This is a genomic window from Streptomyces laculatispora, from assembly GCF_017353455.1.
Lineage (GTDB): Bacteria > Actinomycetota > Actinomycetes > Streptomycetales > Streptomycetaceae > Streptomyces > Streptomyces laculatispora.
This window is the reverse complement of record NZ_JAFMPZ010000337.1, coordinates 1-16,449: the sequence shown is the minus strand read 5'-3', so window position 1 is coordinate 16,449 and position 16,449 is coordinate 1. Positions and strand designations below refer to the sequence as shown.

At 71.2% G+C, this 16,449-nt stretch carries 9 protein-coding genes and 1 pseudogene; 8 read left to right on the top strand and 2 right to left on the bottom strand.

Going from position 1 to position 16,449, the window contains the following annotated elements; translation table 11 throughout:
• The coding region (locus J1C73_RS18155) for a PucR family transcriptional regulator (protein WP_207317319.1) at positions 1-1,000 on the top strand (1,000 nt) is incomplete at its 5' end.
• Positions 1,001-1,172: 172 nt separating this feature from the next.
• Positions 1,173-2,618, top strand: a complete 1,446-nt coding sequence (locus tag J1C73_RS18150) for an aldehyde dehydrogenase family protein (protein ID WP_207317318.1) — start codon at positions 1,173-1,175, stop codon at positions 2,616-2,618.
• Between the two features lie 208 nt (positions 2,619-2,826).
• On the opposite strand, the gene J1C73_RS18145 is transcribed toward J1C73_RS18150, so the two are convergent.
• Positions 2,827-6,213 carry a S8 family peptidase gene (locus J1C73_RS18145; RefSeq protein ID WP_207317317.1) on the bottom strand — a complete coding sequence of 1,129 codons (3,387 nt, stop codon included), beginning with the start codon at positions 6,211-6,213 and terminating at the stop codon, positions 2,827-2,829.
• A gap of 270 nt (positions 6,214-6,483) precedes the next feature.
• The gene (locus J1C73_RS18140) at positions 6,484-7,518 is read right to left on the bottom strand and encodes a helix-turn-helix domain-containing protein (RefSeq protein ID WP_207317316.1); all 1,035 of its coding nucleotides are present in this window, start codon (positions 7,516-7,518) and stop codon (positions 6,484-6,486) included.
• Between the two features lie 307 nt (positions 7,519-7,825).
• Here J1C73_RS18140 and J1C73_RS18135 point away from each other — a divergent pair, with 307 nt between their 5' ends.
• The 6 genes and pseudogenes from J1C73_RS18135 to J1C73_RS18110 all read left to right on the top strand — a co-directional run bounded on the left by J1C73_RS18135 (position 7,826) and on the right by J1C73_RS18110 (position 16,171).
• Positions 7,826-8,947 carry a PP2C family protein-serine/threonine phosphatase gene (locus tag J1C73_RS18135; protein WP_307797719.1) on the top strand — a complete coding sequence of 374 codons (1,122 nt, stop codon included), beginning with the start codon at positions 7,826-7,828 and terminating at the stop codon, positions 8,945-8,947.
• 441 nt (positions 8,948-9,388) lie between these two features.
• The gene (locus J1C73_RS18130) at positions 9,389-11,350 is read left to right on the top strand and encodes an acyl-CoA dehydrogenase family protein (protein ID WP_207317315.1); all 1,962 of its coding nucleotides are present in this window, start codon (positions 9,389-9,391) and stop codon (positions 11,348-11,350) included.
• A gap of 85 nt (positions 11,351-11,435) precedes the next feature.
• A pseudogene (locus tag J1C73_RS18125) lies at positions 11,436-12,613 on the top strand (3-phosphoshikimate 1-carboxyvinyltransferase).
• Positions 12,614-12,711: 98 nt separating this feature from the next.
• Positions 12,712-13,491 carry a hypothetical protein gene (locus tag J1C73_RS18120; RefSeq protein ID WP_207317314.1) on the top strand — a complete coding sequence of 260 codons (780 nt, stop codon included), beginning with the start codon at positions 12,712-12,714 and terminating at the stop codon, positions 13,489-13,491.
• A gap of 119 nt (positions 13,492-13,610) precedes the next feature.
• A complete protein-coding gene (gene dxr / locus J1C73_RS18115; RefSeq protein ID WP_123462602.1) occupies positions 13,611-14,864 on the top strand; it encodes a 1-deoxy-D-xylulose-5-phosphate reductoisomerase in 1,254 nt (417 codons plus the stop codon).
• Complete coding sequence (locus J1C73_RS18110; RefSeq protein WP_207317313.1) at positions 14,861-16,171, top strand: M50 family metallopeptidase; 1,311 nt, start codon at positions 14,861-14,863, stop codon at positions 16,169-16,171. Before dxr ends, J1C73_RS18110 begins: the two co-directional genes overlap by 4 nt.
• The last annotated feature ends 278 nt before the right edge of the window (positions 16,172-16,449 follow it).

The following is a 16,449-nucleotide window of genomic DNA, read 5'->3' as shown; positions in this document are numbered from 1 at the left end:
CGCGGCCCGGCTCACCCCCGACGTGGAACGCCTGCGGGACCGCCCGGCCCCCGCCAGCGTGGTCGTCGGCGGCACCGACGACCGGGTCGAGCTCCAGTCCCTGGGCACCGGCCGCCGGGCCCGCGGCGCACTCGCCGTCGGCACCGGGTCGGCGCTCGGCACCGCGGAACGGTACGCGGTGCACTCGGCGGTCGCCCTGCTCACCCTCACCACCGCCCGCTCCCGCTCGCTCCAGGGCGCCGAACAGCGGCTCGGCGCCGCGGTGCTGCGCATGCTGCTCGCGGGACAGCCCGACCACGCCCGCGCCGTCGCCGGAGACCTCTACGGCGGACTGCTCGACGCGCCGTTCCGGCTGCTCATCGCCGAAGCCTGCGAACCGTCGACCACGGCGCAGCTGGCCGAGGTGATGGAGACCGCGGCCTCCCGGTCCGGCGAGACCGTGCTGATGGTGCCCGAGGGCGAACGCCTCGTCGTCCTGGCCGCCGACGGCGGCGCCGCGGTCGCCGCCTGCGCGGCCTACGCGCAGGCCCAGGAGGAACGGCCCGCGCACGAACCGGCACCGGACACCGAAGTGGTCGTGGGCCTCTCCGCCCCCGCGGGGCCGATCGCCGTCTCGGCCGCGTACAAGCAGGCCGAGCAGGCCCTTTCGGTGGCCCGCCGACGGGGCAGGGCGCTGGTCGAGCACGAGGAGCTGGCGACCGGTTCGGTGCTCCCGCTGCTCGCCGACGACGCGGTGCGCGCCTTCGCGGACGCCATGCTCCGCGCCCTGTACGAACACGACACCAAGGGCCGCGGCGACCTGGTCGCCTCCCTGCGGGCCTGGCTCTCCCACCACGGCCAGTGGGACGCCGCCGCGGCTGACCTCGGAGTGCACCGGCACACCCTGCGCTACCGGATGCGAAGGGTGGAGGAGATCCTCGGCCGGTCGCTGGACGATCCGGACACCCGGATGGAACTCTGGCTGGCCCTCAAGGTCACCAGCCCCCCGACGGTGTCGTAGGGCACAAGGCCCGGCAGCCGTTCCGCTTCCCTCCTTCCGGACCCGTCTGATCGTTCCGACAAACCGGCGCGCCCCGGAGCACCTCTGCTCCACGCCGGACAAACGCCAGGCGGACCGCACGGCCCTACGGTGGGGACGGAACACCCCACGACATCGAAGGGCCGGAACCTCCATGACCTCCACCCACGCCTTCTGGCTGGCCGGCCGCGAGGCCACCGGCGAGGAAAGCTTCGACGTCACCAACCCCTGGGACGGCCGACTCGTCGGTACCGTCGGCGTGCCCACCGAGGCCCAGGTCGAAGAGGCGGTCGCCGCCGCCCACGCCGTGCGCGACGAGTTCGCCGCGACCCCGGCCCACGTCCGTGCCGCCGCGCTCGACCACGTCGCCCGGCGCCTGACGGAGCGCACCGAGGAGATCGCCCAGCTGATCTCCGCCGAGAACGGCAAGCCCGTCAAGTGGGCGCGCGGCGAGGTCGGCCGCGCCGTCTCGGTGTTCCGGTTCGCCTCCGAGGAGGCCCGCCGCTTCAACGGCGGCGACGCCCAGCGCCTCGACACCGACCCCGGCGGCACCGGCCGTCTCGGCCTGACCCGGCGCTTCCCGCGCGGCACGGTCCTGGGCATCGCACCGTTCAACTTCCCGCTGAACCTGAGCGCCCACAAGGTCGCCCCGGCCATCGCCGTCGGTGCCCCGATCATCCTGAAGCCCGCCCCGGCCACCCCGATCTCGTCGCTGATCCTGGGCGAGCTGCTGGCCGAGACCGACCTGCCCGCCGGTTCCTGGTCCGTGCTGACGGTCCCCAACAACCGGATGCCCGCCCTCGTCCAGGACGAGCGGCTGCCCGTGATCTCGTTCACCGGATCCGCCCCGGTCGGCTACTCGATCATGGACTCGGTGCCGCGCAAGCACTGCACCCTGGAGCTCGGCGGCAACGGCGCGGCGGTCGTCCTCGGCGACTACGCCTCCGAGGCGGACCTGGACTGGGCCGCGACCCGTATCGCGACCTTCTCCAACTACCAGGGCGGCCAGTCCTGCATCTCGGTGCAGCGCGTCATCGCGGACGCCGCGGTCTACGACCGGCTGCTCCCGAAGATCGTCGCGGCCGTGGAGGCACAGGTCACCGGTGACCCGTCCGACGCCGCCACCGACGTCGGCCCGCTGGTCAACGAGGACGCGGCCAAGCGCGTCGAGTCCTGGGTCGACGAGGCCGTACAGGCCGGCGGCACACTGCTCACCGGCGGCAAGCGCGACGGGGCGACCTACGCACCGACCGTCCTCACCGACCTCCCCGACGGCGTCAGCCTCTCCTGCGAGGAGGTCTTCGGACCGGTGCTCTCGGTGCAGAAGGTGGACGGCGAGGCCGAGGCGTTCGCCTCCGTCAACTCCTCCAAGTACGGCCTCCAGGCAGGTGTGTTCACCCACGACCTGCAGACCGCCTTCCGCGCCCACCGCGCGCTGGAGGTCGGCGGCGTGATCATCGGCGACGTCCCCTCGTACCGCGCGGACCAGATGCCGTACGGCGGCACCAAGCAGTCCGGCGTCGGCCGGGAGGGCGTCCGGTACGCGATGGACGACTACACCTACGAGCGGGTCCTGGTCCTCACCGGCCTCGCCCTGTAGCCCCGCCTCCGTCCTCTGCCCGCCCGGACAGCACCGTTCGACCGGCGCGGGACGACCACGCAGCAGCCCCGGCAAGCGAACCGCTTGCCGGGGCTGCTGTCTGCACCGGGCCCCGCCGGACCCCGCCGTGCCCCGGTGATCACGGCGGGGACAGCACGTGGCCGGGCGGACCAGCCGCTGCGGGTGGCCGCCCGGCCTTACCGCGTGGCTACCGGACGTCGTAGGCGCGGGTGACGGTCTGGGTGACCGCGTTGCCCTTGGCGTCGGTGAGGGTGGCCTTCGTCATGACCTGCTTGCCGGCGGCGCCGGTGTGGTCGAGGACGGCCGTCCACTTGCCGTTCCGCTGCTCGGTCGGCGCCTGGGTCCAGGTGGTGCCGCCGTCGTAGGAGTAGGACAGCGAGGCGGCCGTGACCGCGCCCGGGGTGTACCCGGCATGCCCCTCGACCGACAGGCCGACCTTGATGCCGCTCTTCGCCGGCAGCGTGTTCATGCCGTCGACCGGCACGTCGTACCTCGGGAAGAGGATCGGCAGGCCGCGCGAGTAGACGTCCGGCTCCCGGTGGGAGCGGAAGCTCCACACGGTGGTGACGGCGGTGGAGCGCAGCCAGTTGCGGTCCGACGTGTCGATCTTCTGCAGGTTCTGGGTGAGTTCGTACGCGGAGTCCTCGTCCGGTACCTGGAACGCGTCGTAGGGATAGGTGCTGGTGGCGATCTGCTCACCGTTGCGCTTCAGTGCCAGGTTGCCGAGGTCGCCGAACGACCCGCCGTAGGACCAGTGGTCGCCGGAGCCGTCGACCCAGAGCGCGTTCTGGAAGCCGATCAGGTCGCCCTGCCGTTCGGCGGCCAGCACCGGCTTGCCCTCGGCGTCCCGGGGGGCGGCCGGGCTCAGAGGCCCGCCGTACCACTCCTCGGTGCTCCGCTGCCCCGCCCGGTAGATGCGCTCTTGATCACCCATGAACGCGGCGAACGGGAAGCTGGTCATCGCGCCGTGGTACCAGGCGTCCTCGCCGGTCGTGTAGTACGCGGTGCGGGTGGTGGGCACATGCACCTGGCCGAACGGGCTGACGGAGATGTAGGAGCCGGTGCTCCCGGAGGGGCGGATGAACATGGCGTCGATGTAATCGCCTTCCTTGCCCATGGCCTTCCACGTCTCGTCGACCTTGGCCAGCCGCGAGTCCTTCGGCCTGTGGACCTGGTCGGAGTGCAGCGGGCCCCGGGTCGGGAAGGACAGGTTGTAGACGTAGGGCGAGCCGTCCTCGGAGCCGGTCGCACGCCAGGTGGGCCGGAACTCGAAGGTGCCGTCCTTGGCACGTCCGTCGACATCCGCGTAGAACTTCTGGACGGCGCTGCCGGACAGCAGCGATCCGGAGATCAGCCAGGTGTCGTCCCAGGTGCGGGAGTAGCTGAGTACGGTGTTGTCCAGCTTCGAGGGCCGGTCGGTGTGCACGCTCTGCTGGTGGGCCTTGCGGGCGTCGAGGACGACGGTGGTGTCACCGGTGATGTGAAGCTGCGGCTTGGCCAGGTAGCTGACCGACTCGGGCGCGTTGTTCGCGTCGTACGTCGCCACGAAGCTGCTCAGGGAGTAGTCGCCCGGCCGTACGCGGAACGTCTGGTCGGTCGCACCCGAGTTGGTGCGGCGCTCGCCCGTGTTGATGTCGAGGCTGACGAGGTCCAGGGAGGAGGGGCCGGTCGCGGGCTCGCCGTTGCGGTCGATGGCCTTGACCCGGAGCGTGACCGTCTTCGGCTGGACGTAGAGCGTGACGGGAACGGAGATGTGCACGTGACCGCCGGTGGCCATGATGCGGCCGGTGACGGCACCGTACTGGCCGTCCTTCAGCCGGGCGGTGGGGTCGATCTGGAGCGGCACCTGAACGGTGGCGTCCGCGGGGACTCGCACCTTGCCCTGCTTCAGCTTGACGACGCCGGAGGGGACGTCGCTGCCGTCGTTGCCGTGCACACCGCTGACCTTCAGGTTCAGGGTGACGGCGCTGTCGCCGGTGTTGGTGAAGGGCACCTGGACGGTGGTGCGGTCCGAGGTGTCCTGCGGCCAGTTGTAGCTGCCTGCCTGGACGGCGGGAGCGGAGACGACCTTCTGGTTCACCGCTCCGAACACGTCGAGCACGCCGCCGCCGGTCTGGTCGGCGCCGCCGACCTTGCCACCGGTGCGGGCGGAGGAGACCAGCGAGGCCTTGATCTGCTGCGCGGTCCAGTCCGGGTGGGCCTGGCGGACGACGGCCGCGGCGCCCGCGACATGCGGGGTGGCCATCGACGTGCCGGACATCGTCCGGTACGCGTACACACCGCGTCCGCCCGCGCTGGCCGCCGAGATGTCGACGCCGGGGGCGGCGATCTCGGGCTTGAGGGTGTGGGTGACGGCCACGGGACCGCGGCTGGAGAACTGCGCGGTGGTGTCGTCGCGGTCGACGGCTCCGACGGTCAGCACGCCGGGCACGCAGCCGGGCGAGGAGACGGTCTCGGTGTTCGGGCCGGCGTTGCCGGCGGCGATGACGAACAGCGTGTGCGTGTTCTTCGAAAGCTCCGCCGTGGCCTGGGCCATCGGGTCGTTGCAGTCGCCGATCGCGGGGTTGCCGAGGCTCATGGAGACGACGTCGGCCTTCTGGTCGACGGCCCACTGCATGCCCGCGATGATCCAGGAGTCCAGGCCGTAGCCCTGGTCGTTGAGGACCTTGCCGATGAGCAGCGAGGTGCCGGGGGCGACGCCCTTCTTGCGGCCGTCACTGGCCGCTCCGGAGCCGCCGACGGTGGAGGCGGTGTGGGTGCCGTGGCCCACCCGGTCGTCGGTGTTCTTGGAGTCCGTGAAGTTCTCGGACGCGGCGACCCGGTTCACCAGGTCCGGGTGCTCGGCGTCCACGCCCGTGTCCAGCACGGCGACCTTGGTGCCCTTGCCGTCGTACCCGGCCGCCCAGGCCTCCGGCGCGTGCACCTGCGCGGTGGACCGGTCCAGCGTGGCCTCGGCCTTGCCGTCCAGCCACAGCTTCTTCAGCGAGGAGGCGGAACGCGAGTGGGCGTTGGTGATGTCCTGCCAGAAGGCGTCTGCGGTGCCCTTGTCTGCCTTCAGCGCGACGCCGTCCACCGCGGGAAGGCTCAGGACCCGCTCGGAACCGCGAGGGGCCGGCGGCGCGCTCTTGGCGACGTCCACGCTCTCGCCGTAGGTGGCGATGAGCGGCAGCGAGTCGGCGTGTGCGTCGTCGTAGCCCTGACGGATGAGCCCCGTGACGTTGAACAGCTGCTCGTCGACCTTGCCCTCGGCGATCGCCCGGGAGGCGGCCTCGGGGTAGACGTAGAGGTCCTTGCCCATCTGACGGGTCTGGATCATCGGCTGCGTGCCGTCCTCGCGGGGCAGCACCGCCGCGGAGCTGCGACCCGACGGGTCCGTCGTCACCTGCACCCTGTCGCCGGTGACGAGGGTGACCGTCGCCTGCTTGCCGCCCTTTGCCGCGGCGCCGCCGACGATGGGTCGCTTCCCCGGGGCACCGCCCGGCGGCGGATCAGCCGCCCCGGAAGGTGTGACCGCGGTGACGGCCAGGGCGACGGTGGTCGCCGCGCCCAAGGCTAGACGCGTTATGGAACGCATGAATCTCTCCACTTGATAGCATGAACATGCTGTGCTGCCGCTGCAGCCTGGCAGACATGCGGATGGCATAGGGATGCCGTGAGTGACGGATTTCCCGCATGTCGGAATTCCGTCACGCGGCCCGTCCCGCCGCCGCGCTCCTGGCAGGCAGCGGGCTCCGCCCCTCACGTGCCTCCCGGCAGGCCGCTGCCCGGGATCCGGGCGGTAGCCGCCCTCGCAGCGCAACTACCAACAGGCGAAGAGCAGTTGCCCCTCAGGCCGAGGCGGAGGTCAGAGCCAGTCCGCGCGTGCGGCGTGCCACCCCAGCTGCAGGCGCGAGTCCGCTCCGGCAAGGTCCATCAGACGACGGGTCCGTCGCTCCACCGTGCGTATGGAGAGCCCGAGCTGAGAGGCCGCCCGCCGGTCGGAGATCCCGGCCAGCAGCAGGGTGAGGACCTCCAACTCGCCCTCGGTCGGCCGCTGATCGGCCTTCGCCTCCGCGCGCACACCCGTGGTGGTGGCGTACAGCGGCCGGGCCTGGGCCCATTCCTTCTCGAAGAGATGGACCAGGGCCGTCAGCAGTCCGCTGCGGTGCACCACGATGGCGCTCGGCTCACCGCCGGAGTCCGTCATGTCCAAAGGCACCATGGCGCGTTCCCGGTCCGACACGACCATCTTCAGCGGCAACGACTCGACCAGACGGAGCTTGAGGCCGGCCGTGATGGCCGACCTCATGTCCCCTGCCACATCGGGCACGTCGAGGTAGTTCTTGGCAGCCACGACCCGGAAGTCGACTCCGCGGTCCAGCGCGAAACTCTCCGAGGCGTCGGCATCCTCACGCGGCACCGCGATGGTCTCGCCGACGAGGAAGACGAGTAGCTCCCGCTGAGCGCCGCGCTGCAGTTGGTGGAAACGGTGTGCGACCTGCTCCACGCCGACGACCACCTCCATGACGCTGCCCGCGGGGTGTGCGGCGGTGGTGCGGTACTGCTCGGTCAGCATCGAGAACGCGGTCTCGGCCCGGTGCAGGGCGTTGCGCTGCTCGACGAGGAACGGAGCCAGGGCCACCGAGGGGGGTGTGAGCCGGTAGCGGGCGGGTTGAGGACCGGCCTCGCTGCCGGCCGGGTCGGGCGCCCCGCTCCCGGTCTCGGTCTCGGTGGCGATCGCCACCAGGCCGCGTGCCGCCAGGTCGAGCAGGATGCGGGTGGTCTCGGCCTCCTCGAGTCCGGTCTGCCGGACGAGATCCTGCGCCGATGCCGTCGGTCGGGCCAGCAGCGTGGTGTAGATGGCCTCTTCGGCCGGGCCCAATCCCAATGCCTGCAGCATCCGGCTCTCCCTCGGGCGGCCACCGTAGGTGGCCTTGGCGCAGCCCGGGTGGACCGATCGGATTCTTCTCGGCCGAACCCTATCCCGCCGACGTGTCGTCCAACCCTGAGCGGCGGACGCCGCCGAACCGGCCGGGAGTCCGTGAGCGGAACCGGCGCGGCCCTGGCCGCCCCACCGGCGACCCGGGCCGCGCACCCCGCCCGCGGTGCCGGCCGTCGCGCGGGGCACCTTGTCCGGCGGGGCGTGGCTCACCCATGGCCGGGCCTGCCTAACGTACTCAGAGCACACCGTCTGCCCGGGAGGTCCCGTGCCCCAGAAGCATCCGAACAGATTCGCACGCCCCTTCGAGACCGTCGAGCCGCCACGCAATGCCGAAGTGATGATCGGCGTCGTGTCGGTGACCTTCCTGGTGATGCTCCTCGGCGGGCTGTCCGAGTCCTCGGTCTGGCTTCTCGGGCTCCTGGTGTTCCTGCCGGGTGCGGCGTCCGCGCTGTGCACCGTACGCCAGACGATGTACGTTTCCGCATGGACCACGATCGTGGTCGCCGCCACCGTGCTGATCCGGCACGGTGACGGGCGGTCGTGGCTCGACCGGCTCCTCATGATGCTGCTCACCCTCGCCCTGGGCATCGCCTCCGTCTACGCCTGCGGGCGTCGTATCCGGCGCGAAACCGAGATGCTCCGGCTGCGCTCCACCGCCGCGGCGATGCAGCGCCACATCCTGCGTCCGCTGCCCGTGCTCACCGACGACGTCCTGGTCGACGGCGTGTACGAGCCGGTGCAGGAGGACCGGCTCATCGGCGGCGACATCTACGACGTCGTCGTCTCCCCGTGGGGAACCCGCGTGCTGATCGGCGATGTCCAGGGCAAGGGCCTGCCCGCGGTCGGCGCCGCGTTCGCCGTCATCGGCGCCTTCCGTGAGGCGGCCCACCGCGAACCCACCCTGACCGCGCTCGTCGATGCCCTCGACGCCTCGGTCATGCGGCACAACTCCTACGCCGCGCAGACCGGCGACGACGAACGGTTCGTCACGGCGCTCATCGTGAACGTCGACTCGCATAACGAGGTACAGGTCATCAACTGCGGCCACATCGCACCGCAGTTGCTGCAGGACGCCACCGTCATCACGCCGGAACTCAGTTCCGGCGTCCCCCTCGGCCTCGCCGAACTCGCCGCCGAACCCACGACGGTCGACTGGTTCGCCTTCCCGCCCGGCTCGACGCTCATGCTGACCACCGACGGGCTCACCGAGACCCGCGACGCCGACGGCACGTTCTACCCGGTCACCGAACGCCTCACCCAGCGCGCCTCGCTCTCCGCCAGCAAACTGCCGCAGGCCCTCTACGACGACGCGCGCGCCTTCGCCGGCGAGGGCAGCCGGCACGACGACGTCGCGATCCTGTCCGTCCGGCGGTCACCGTACCGCTGAACGCCGAGCCGGCCGGCGGCGGCCTGGTCGGTGAGACCGGCCAGGACCAGGGCCGGCACCCGGGCGTCCATCTCGTCCAGGCCGTCGGGACGCACCTCGCTGACGCCGCCGTCCACCGTGTTGGGGGAGAGAACAGGGCTGCGCCGGCACCAAGGCGCCACGTCTCACCTGTGCCAGTGCGCTGAGCGGCGCCGCGGCGAGCGCGCCGGACATCGCGCGGGAGCTCCGGACGTTCGCGTATTGCGCGAGCGGTGACGGTCACTGGAGTGGCGGGCGACCCGATCGGCGTCCCGAGGATGGTGGCACCGGCAGGAATCGGGTACATACGGACGAGTAGAACGACGAGTGGAACCGGTGGATGCGCGTCGGCGGGCCCCTGTCCGGGCCGTCCGTGAATCTCCCGGAACCACCCTCCCGACGAAGCGGCGAGGTGAGCTCCTCATGTCCGCACCATCCGCACAACGGCCCTCCGCACCACAGCCCACGCCCAAGGTCTCCGAGCGCGAAGCGCGCCAGGTGGCCGAGGACGCGCGTGAACGGGACTGGCACAAACCGAGTTTCGCCAAGGAACTCTTCCTGGGCCGCTTCCGCCTGGACCTGATCCATCCGCACCCGATGCCGGCCGGCGAGGACGTCCGGCGCGGCGAGGAGTTCCTCGCCCGGCTGCGCGAGTTCTGCGTGAGCAGGATCGACGGCGCCCTGATCGAGCGCGAGGCCAGGATTCCCGACGAGGTGGTCAACGGCCTCAAGGAACTCGGCGCGCTGGGTATGAAGATCGACGTGAAGTACGGCGGTCTGGGCCTGACCCAGGTGTACTACAACAAGGCCCTCGCCCTGGTCGGTTCCGCCAGCCCGGCGATCGGCGCCCTGCTCTCCGCCCACCAGTCCATCGGCGTGCCCCAGCCACTGAAGCTCTTCGGCAGCCAGGAGCAGAAGGACACCTTCCTGCCCCGGCTGGCCCGTACCGACATCTCGGCGTTCCTCCTCACCGAACCGGACGTCGGCTCCGACCCGGCGCGCCTCGCCACCTCCGCCGTCCCGGACGGCTCCGACTACGTGCTCGACGGGGTGAAGCTGTGGACGACCAACGGGGTCGTCGCCGACCTGCTCGTCGTCATGGCCCGGGTCCCGGAGTCGGAGGGCCACAAGGGCGGCATCACGGCCTTCGTGGTCGAGGCCGACGCCCCGGGCATCACGGTGGAGAACCGCAACGCCTTCATGGGGCTGCGCGGCCTGGAGAACGGTGTCACCCGGTTCCACCAGGTCCGCGTCCCCGCCGCGAACCGCATCGGACCGGAAGGCGCCGGGCTCAAGATCGCGCTCACCACCCTCAACACCGGGCGGCTCTCGCTGCCCGCCATGTGCGTCGGATCCGGCAAATGGTGCCTGAAGATCGCCCGCGAATGGTCGGCGGTCCGCGAGCAGTGGGGCAGGCCGGTCGCCCGGCACGAGGCGGTCGGCTCGAAGATCTCCTTCATCGCCGCGACCACCTTCGCCCTCGAAGCGGTCGTCGATCTCGCCTCCCAGATGGCCGACGAGGACCGCAACGACATCCGGATCGAAGCCGCGCTCGCCAAGCTGCTGGGCTCCGAAATGGGCTGTCTGATGGCCGACGAACTGGTCCAGATCCGCGGTGGCCGCGGCTTCGAGACGGCGGAGTCCCTCGCCGCCCGCGGTGAACGGGCCGTCCCCGCCGAACAGATGCTCCGGGACATGCGCATCAACCGGATCTTCGAGGGTTCGACGGAGATCATGCACCTGCTGATCGCCCGTGAGGCGGTCGATGCCCATCTGAAGGTCGCCGGGGACATCATCGACCCCGACAAGCCGCTCTCCGCCAAGGCGAAGGCGGGTGCCAACGCGGCCGGCTTCTACGCCCGGTGGCTGCCCAGGCTCGTCGCCGGACCCGGACAGCTCCCGGGGACCTACGGGGAGTTCCACCCCGCGGGTCACGCCGATCTGTCCGGCCATCTGCGCTACGTCGAACGCTCCTCGCGCAAGCTGGCGCGCTCCACCTTCTACGCCATGTCGCGCTGGCAGGGCCGGATGGAGACCAAGCAGGGCTTCCTCGGCCGGATCGTCGACATCGGCGCGGAACTCTTCGCGATGAGCGCGTCCTGCGTCCGGGCCGAACTCCTGCGCACCGACGACGACCACGGCCGCGAGGCGTACCAGCTCGCCGACGCCTTCTGCCACCAGTCCCGCGTCCGGGTCGAGGAACTCTTCACCCGGCTCTGGTCCAACACCGACGACCTGGACCGGCGCGTGGTCGACGGCGTCCTGTCGGGCACGTACACCTGGCTGGAGGAGGGCATCATCGACCCGAGCGGCGAAGGCCCGTGGATCGCCGACGCCACCCCCGGCCCCTCCACCCGGGACAACATGCACCGGCCCATCCGCTGAGCCCCTGACCCCGGACCCGGCGGGGCGCGTCCACTCGCTGGACGCGCCCCGCCGCCGTGCGTGCGGCACGGCAGGATGGGCACCCGTGACCGTCATCCACGTCCCCGGTTCCAAGTCCGTCACCGCGCGCGCCCTCTTCCTGGCCGCCGCCGCGAACGGCACCAGCACGCTCGTACGTCCGCTGTGCTCCGACGACACCGAAGGCTTCGCCGAAGGGCTCACCGGCCTCGGCTACGAGGTGGTGCGGGAGGCGGACCGCTGGCGGATCGCGGGCCGCCCCTCCGGGCCCGCCGCCACCGACGCCGACATCCACTGCCGCGACGGAGCGACCACGGCCCGCTTCCTGCCGACCCTCGCCGCGGCCGGTGCCCGCGGCACCTACCGCTTCGACGCCTCCGCGCAGATGCGCCGCCGCCCCCTCGCCCCGCTCACCGAGGCGCTGCGGACACTCGGCGTCGACCTCCACCACGAGTCGGCCGAGGGCCACCATCCGCTGCGGATCACGGCCGCAGGCATCAGGGGCGGCGAACTGACCCTGGACGCCGGGCAGTCCAGCCAGTACCTCACCGCACTGCTGATGCTTGGACCACTGACCGCCGAGGGGCTCCGGATCACCGTCACGGACCTGGTGTCGGCGCCCTACATCGGGATCACCCTGGCGATGATGCGCAGCTTCGGCGTCCAGGTCACCCGCGGCGGCCCCGGCGACAACGTCTTCACGGTGCCGCCCGGCGGCTACCGGGCCACCACGTACGCCGTCGAGCCGGACGCCTCCACGCCGAGGTGCGCACGAGCGCCGAATCCACCACGGTCCGCTCCACCGGGACGCTCCGCGGCCTCACCGTCAACATGCGCGACATCTCCGACACCATGCCGACGCTGGCGGCGATCGCCCCGCACGCCTCGGGGCCGGTACGCATCGAGGACGTCGGCAACACCCGGGTGAAGGAGTGCGACCGGCTGGAGGCATGCGCCGGGAACCTGCGGCGGATGGGCATCACCGTCGCGACGGGCCCGGACTGGATCGAGATCCGGCCGGGCATCCCGCGGGCAGCGGAGATCGCCACCCACGGCGATCACCGCATCGTCATGTCGTTCGCCGTCGCCGGTCTGCTGACCCCCGGCCTCACCTACGACGACCCCGGCTGCGTACGCAAGACCTTCCCCCGGTTCCACGAGGCCTTCGCCGAGTTCGCGGAGCTCCTGGCCCGGCAGGAGTCCGGGCCAGGAAGTCCCGGGCCCGCGCCGGCGGCCGAGGGATAGGCTCCGGCACCGTGGGCGGGACGGGGGCGACCGGCCCGCCGGCATGCAGCACAATCGAGCGTCGGTCAAGAGCGCGACGCGCAAAGGGAATCCAGCGAATGGGGACAGGCATGTACGGGGCGAGGAACCTGCGGGGACGGCGGCACCGGGTGGCCGTCGCCGCCATCGCGGCCGCGATGGCACTGGGCGTGTCCGCCTGCGGCAGTGACGACGACGGCAAGGGCGGCTCCGCCGGTGCGGAGAAGAACGGCAGGGCCTCGGCCGAGCCCTCCGGAACCCGGGCGCGCGACGAGGCCCGGCTGAAGGCCGCCTCCTTCACCGACGGCGAGAGCGTCGGCACGTACACCGCGTCCGAGTACGCGCTCGGCGGCCCCCTCGGCGACGCCTACACCGCAAAACCGGCCGGATGCCAGCCGCTCGTCAGCCTCGCCGCGGAGGTCAGTGACCCCGACCCCACCGCCCAGGTGCAGCGCAAGGCCGACGTCCCGGACGAGATGCTCGGCGTCACCGTCGACGTCACGCTGCGCGGTTACGGCAACGGCGGGGCGCAGACCGTCATGAAGGCACTCGGCAAGGCCGGCAGGGACTGCGCCGGAGGCTTCACCGAGCAGCGCACCGTCGCCCGCGCGAAGTACCTGAAGGTCGAGCCCGCCAAGGCCCCGGCCTTCGCGTCCGAGGCCGACGAGTCGAAGGCGTACCGCTTCACCATCCTCGACGTGAAGGGGAAGGAGAAGCTGTACGAGTACCTCACCGTCGTCCGCTCCGGCTCCACCACCCTCGCCTTCCGCGCGGAGATCAGCTCCACCAAGGACATCGGCGGGGTCCCGCCGCAGATCATGGCCGCCCAGTGGTCGAAGTTCCGCGCGGCCGAGGGCTGAGGGGCTGACGGGTGAACCGTGACCGGAAAGCCGCTGAGGCCGCGATGAGCGAGCAGCCACCACCCCGCGCGAGGGGCGCCCTGTCCACGCACACAGCGGATGCGGCAACAATGGGGGCCATGAGCGACAGCCCTGCCCCCCTAGCAGACCCGCACCTCGTCTTCGACGCCGTGGAAGGCCGCCGGGATCTCGTCATCCTCGGCTCCACCGGGTCCATCGGCACCCAGGCCATCGACCTGGTGCTGCGCAACCCCGACCGTTTCCGTGTCACCGCGCTCTCCGCGGCGGGCGGCCGTCTCGCCCTCCTCGCCGAACAGGCACGCCGACTGCGGGTGCGCACGGTGGCGGTCGCCGCTCCCGAAGCGGTGCCCGCCCTGCGCGAGGCGCTGCGGCAGGAGTACGGAACCGGGGAACAGCTCCCCGAGATCCTGGCCGGGCCGAACGCGGCCACGGAGCTGGCCGCGGGCGACTGCCACACCGTGCTCAACGGGATCACGGGCTCGATCGGCCTCGCGCCCACGCTGGCCGCGCTCAAGGCGGGCCGCACCCTGGCGCTCGCCAACAAGGAGTCGCTGATCGTCGGCGGTCCGCTGGTCAAGGCGCTCGCCGCGCCGGGTCAGATCATCCCGGTCGACTCCGAGCACGCGGCCCTCTTCCAGGCGCTGGCGGCCGGCAAGCGCAGCGACGTGCGCAAGCTCGTCGTCACCGCGTCCGGCGGCCCGTTCCGCGGACGCACCAGGAGCGAGCTCGCCGACGTCACGAGGGAACAGGCACTCGCGCACCCGACCTGGGCCATGGGCCCGGTGATCACGATCAACTCGGCGACCCTGGTCAACAAGGGGCTCGAGGTCATCGAGGCGCACCTCCTCTACGACATCCCCTTCGAGCGCATCGAGGTCGTGGTCCACCCCCAGTCGTACGTGCACTCCATGGTGGAGTTCACCGACGGCTCCACGCTCGCCCAGGCCACCCCGCCCGACATGCGCGGACCGATCGCCATCGGCCTCGGCTGGCCGCAGCGGGTCCCCGACGCCGCCCCCGCCTTCGACTGGACGAAGGCCTCGGCCTGGGAGTTCTTCCCGCTGGACACCGAGGCGTTCCCGTCCGTCGGACTCGCCAGGCACGTGGGCACGCTGGGCGGCACCGCACCGGCGGTGTTCAACGCCGCGAACGAGGAGTGCGTGGACGCCTTCCTGGCCGGACGGCTGGCGTTCAACGGCATCATGGACACCGTCACGGCGGTGGTGGCCGAACACGGAACGCCCCCGACGGGAACTTCACTGACCGTCGCGGACGTCCTTGAAGCGGAGGCCTGGGCACGGACCCGGGCCCGGGAACTCTCGGCCAAGGCCGCAGCGGAGGCGCGCGCATGAGTATGACGTCGGTCCTGTTGACCGTTCTGGGTATCGCCGTCTTCGTCATCGGCCTGCTGTTCTCCATCGCCTGGCACGAGCTGGGACACCTCTCGACGGCGAAGCTCTTCGGCATCCGCGTCCCCCAGTACATGGTCGGCTTCGGCCCGACGGTCTGGTCGCGCAAGAAGGGCGACACGGAGTACGGGATCAAGGCCATCCCGGCCGGCGGCTACATCCGCATGATCGGGATGTTCCCGCCCGGACCGGACGGGCGGCTGGAGGCGCGCTCCACATCGCCGTGGCGCGGCATGATCGAGGACGCCAGGTCGGCCGCCTTCGAGGAGCTGGAGCCGGGCGACGAGAAGCGTCTCTTCTACACGCGCAAGCCGTGGAAGCGCATGATCGTCATGTTCGCCGGACCGTTCATGAACCTGATCCTGGCCGTCGCCATCTTCCTCGGCGTGGCCATGACCTTCGGGTTCCAGACCCAGACGACCGAGGTCGCCGGCGTTCAGAAGTGCGTGATCTCCCAGAGCGAGAAGCGGGAGACCTGCAAGAAGACCGACCCGGTCTCGCCCGCCCAGGCGGCCGGTCTCCGGGAGGGCGACAAGATCGTCGCCTTCAACGGCCAGAAGATCGACGAGTGGTCCGCGCTCTCCGACCGGATCCGCGACACGATCGGCCCCGCCACCATCACGGTGCAGCGCGACGGCCAGGAGAAGACCCTGCACGCCGTGCTCAAGAAGAACGCGGTCGCGAAGAAGGACTCCCACGGCGAGGTGGTGCCGGGGAAGTTCGTCTCCGCCGGCTACCTCGGATTCGCGGCGCAGACGGAGATCATCCCGCTCTCCTTCGGTGACTCGGTCGTCCGCATGGGCGACATGATCGAGAACGGCGTCGACTCGATCATCGCCCTGCCGTCCAAGATCCCCGCACTCTGGGACGCGGCGTTCGGGGACGGCGAGCGCGCGGCGGACTCCCCGGTGGGCGTCGTCGGTGCGGCGAGGATCGGCGGTGAGGTGATGACGCTGGACGTTCCCGCGCAGAACCAGATCGCGATGATGCTGTTCCTGCTGGCCGGCTTCAACCTCTCGCTGTTCCTCTTCAACATGCTGCCGCTGCTGCCGCTCGACGGCGGTCACATCGCGGGAGCGCTGTGGGAGGCGGTCCGCCGGAACGCGGCGCGCGTCTTCAAGCGCCCCGACCCCGGCCCCTTCGACGTCGCCAAGCTGATGCCCGTCGCCTACGTGGTCGCCGGGGCGTTCATCTGCTTCACCCTGCTCGTACTGGTGGCCGACGTCGTCAATCCGGTCAAGATCTCCTGAGCGCTGCGACGGACGACACCTGATGTACCCCGAGTGACGGCGGATGCACCTGATGCGTCCGGTGGCCCACATTTCGTGCGGACGCCGGACGCCGTGTGCCTCAGGTTGTCCTCGGTGCCGTAACCTCGAAGGTCGGAGCCCGCCGATCTCGGGACCTTGATCCACACCTTGGGGATGCTCAGCGCATGACTGCGATTTCTCTCGGAATGCCTACCGTTCCGACCCAGCTCGCCGTACGGCGGGTCAGCCGCAAGATTCAGGTCGGGTCGGTGGCGGTC

Bases quoted from the DNA above. Each gene is read 5' to 3' on its own strand.
- J1C73_RS18120 (WP_207317314.1), top strand. From the start codon at position 12,712: ATGGGGACAGGCATGTACGGGGCGAGGAACCTGCGGGGACGGCGGCAC.
- dxr (WP_123462602.1), top strand. From the start codon at position 13,611: ATGAGCGACAGCCCTGCCCCCCTAGCAGACCCGCACCTCGTCTTCGAC.
- J1C73_RS18130 (WP_207317315.1), top strand. From the start codon at position 9,389: ATGTCCGCACCATCCGCACAACGGCCCTCCGCACCACAGCCCACGCCC.
- J1C73_RS18110 (WP_207317313.1), top strand. From the start codon at position 14,861: ATGAGTATGACGTCGGTCCTGTTGACCGTTCTGGGTATCGCCGTCTTC.
- J1C73_RS18140 (WP_207317316.1), bottom strand. From the start codon at position 7,518: ATGCTGCAGGCATTGGGATTGGGCCCGGCCGAAGAGGCCATCTACACC.
- J1C73_RS18145 (WP_207317317.1), bottom strand. From the start codon at position 6,213: ATGCGTTCCATAACGCGTCTAGCCTTGGGCGCGGCGACCACCGTCGCC.
- J1C73_RS18150 (WP_207317318.1), top strand. From the start codon at position 1,173: ATGACCTCCACCCACGCCTTCTGGCTGGCCGGCCGCGAGGCCACCGGC.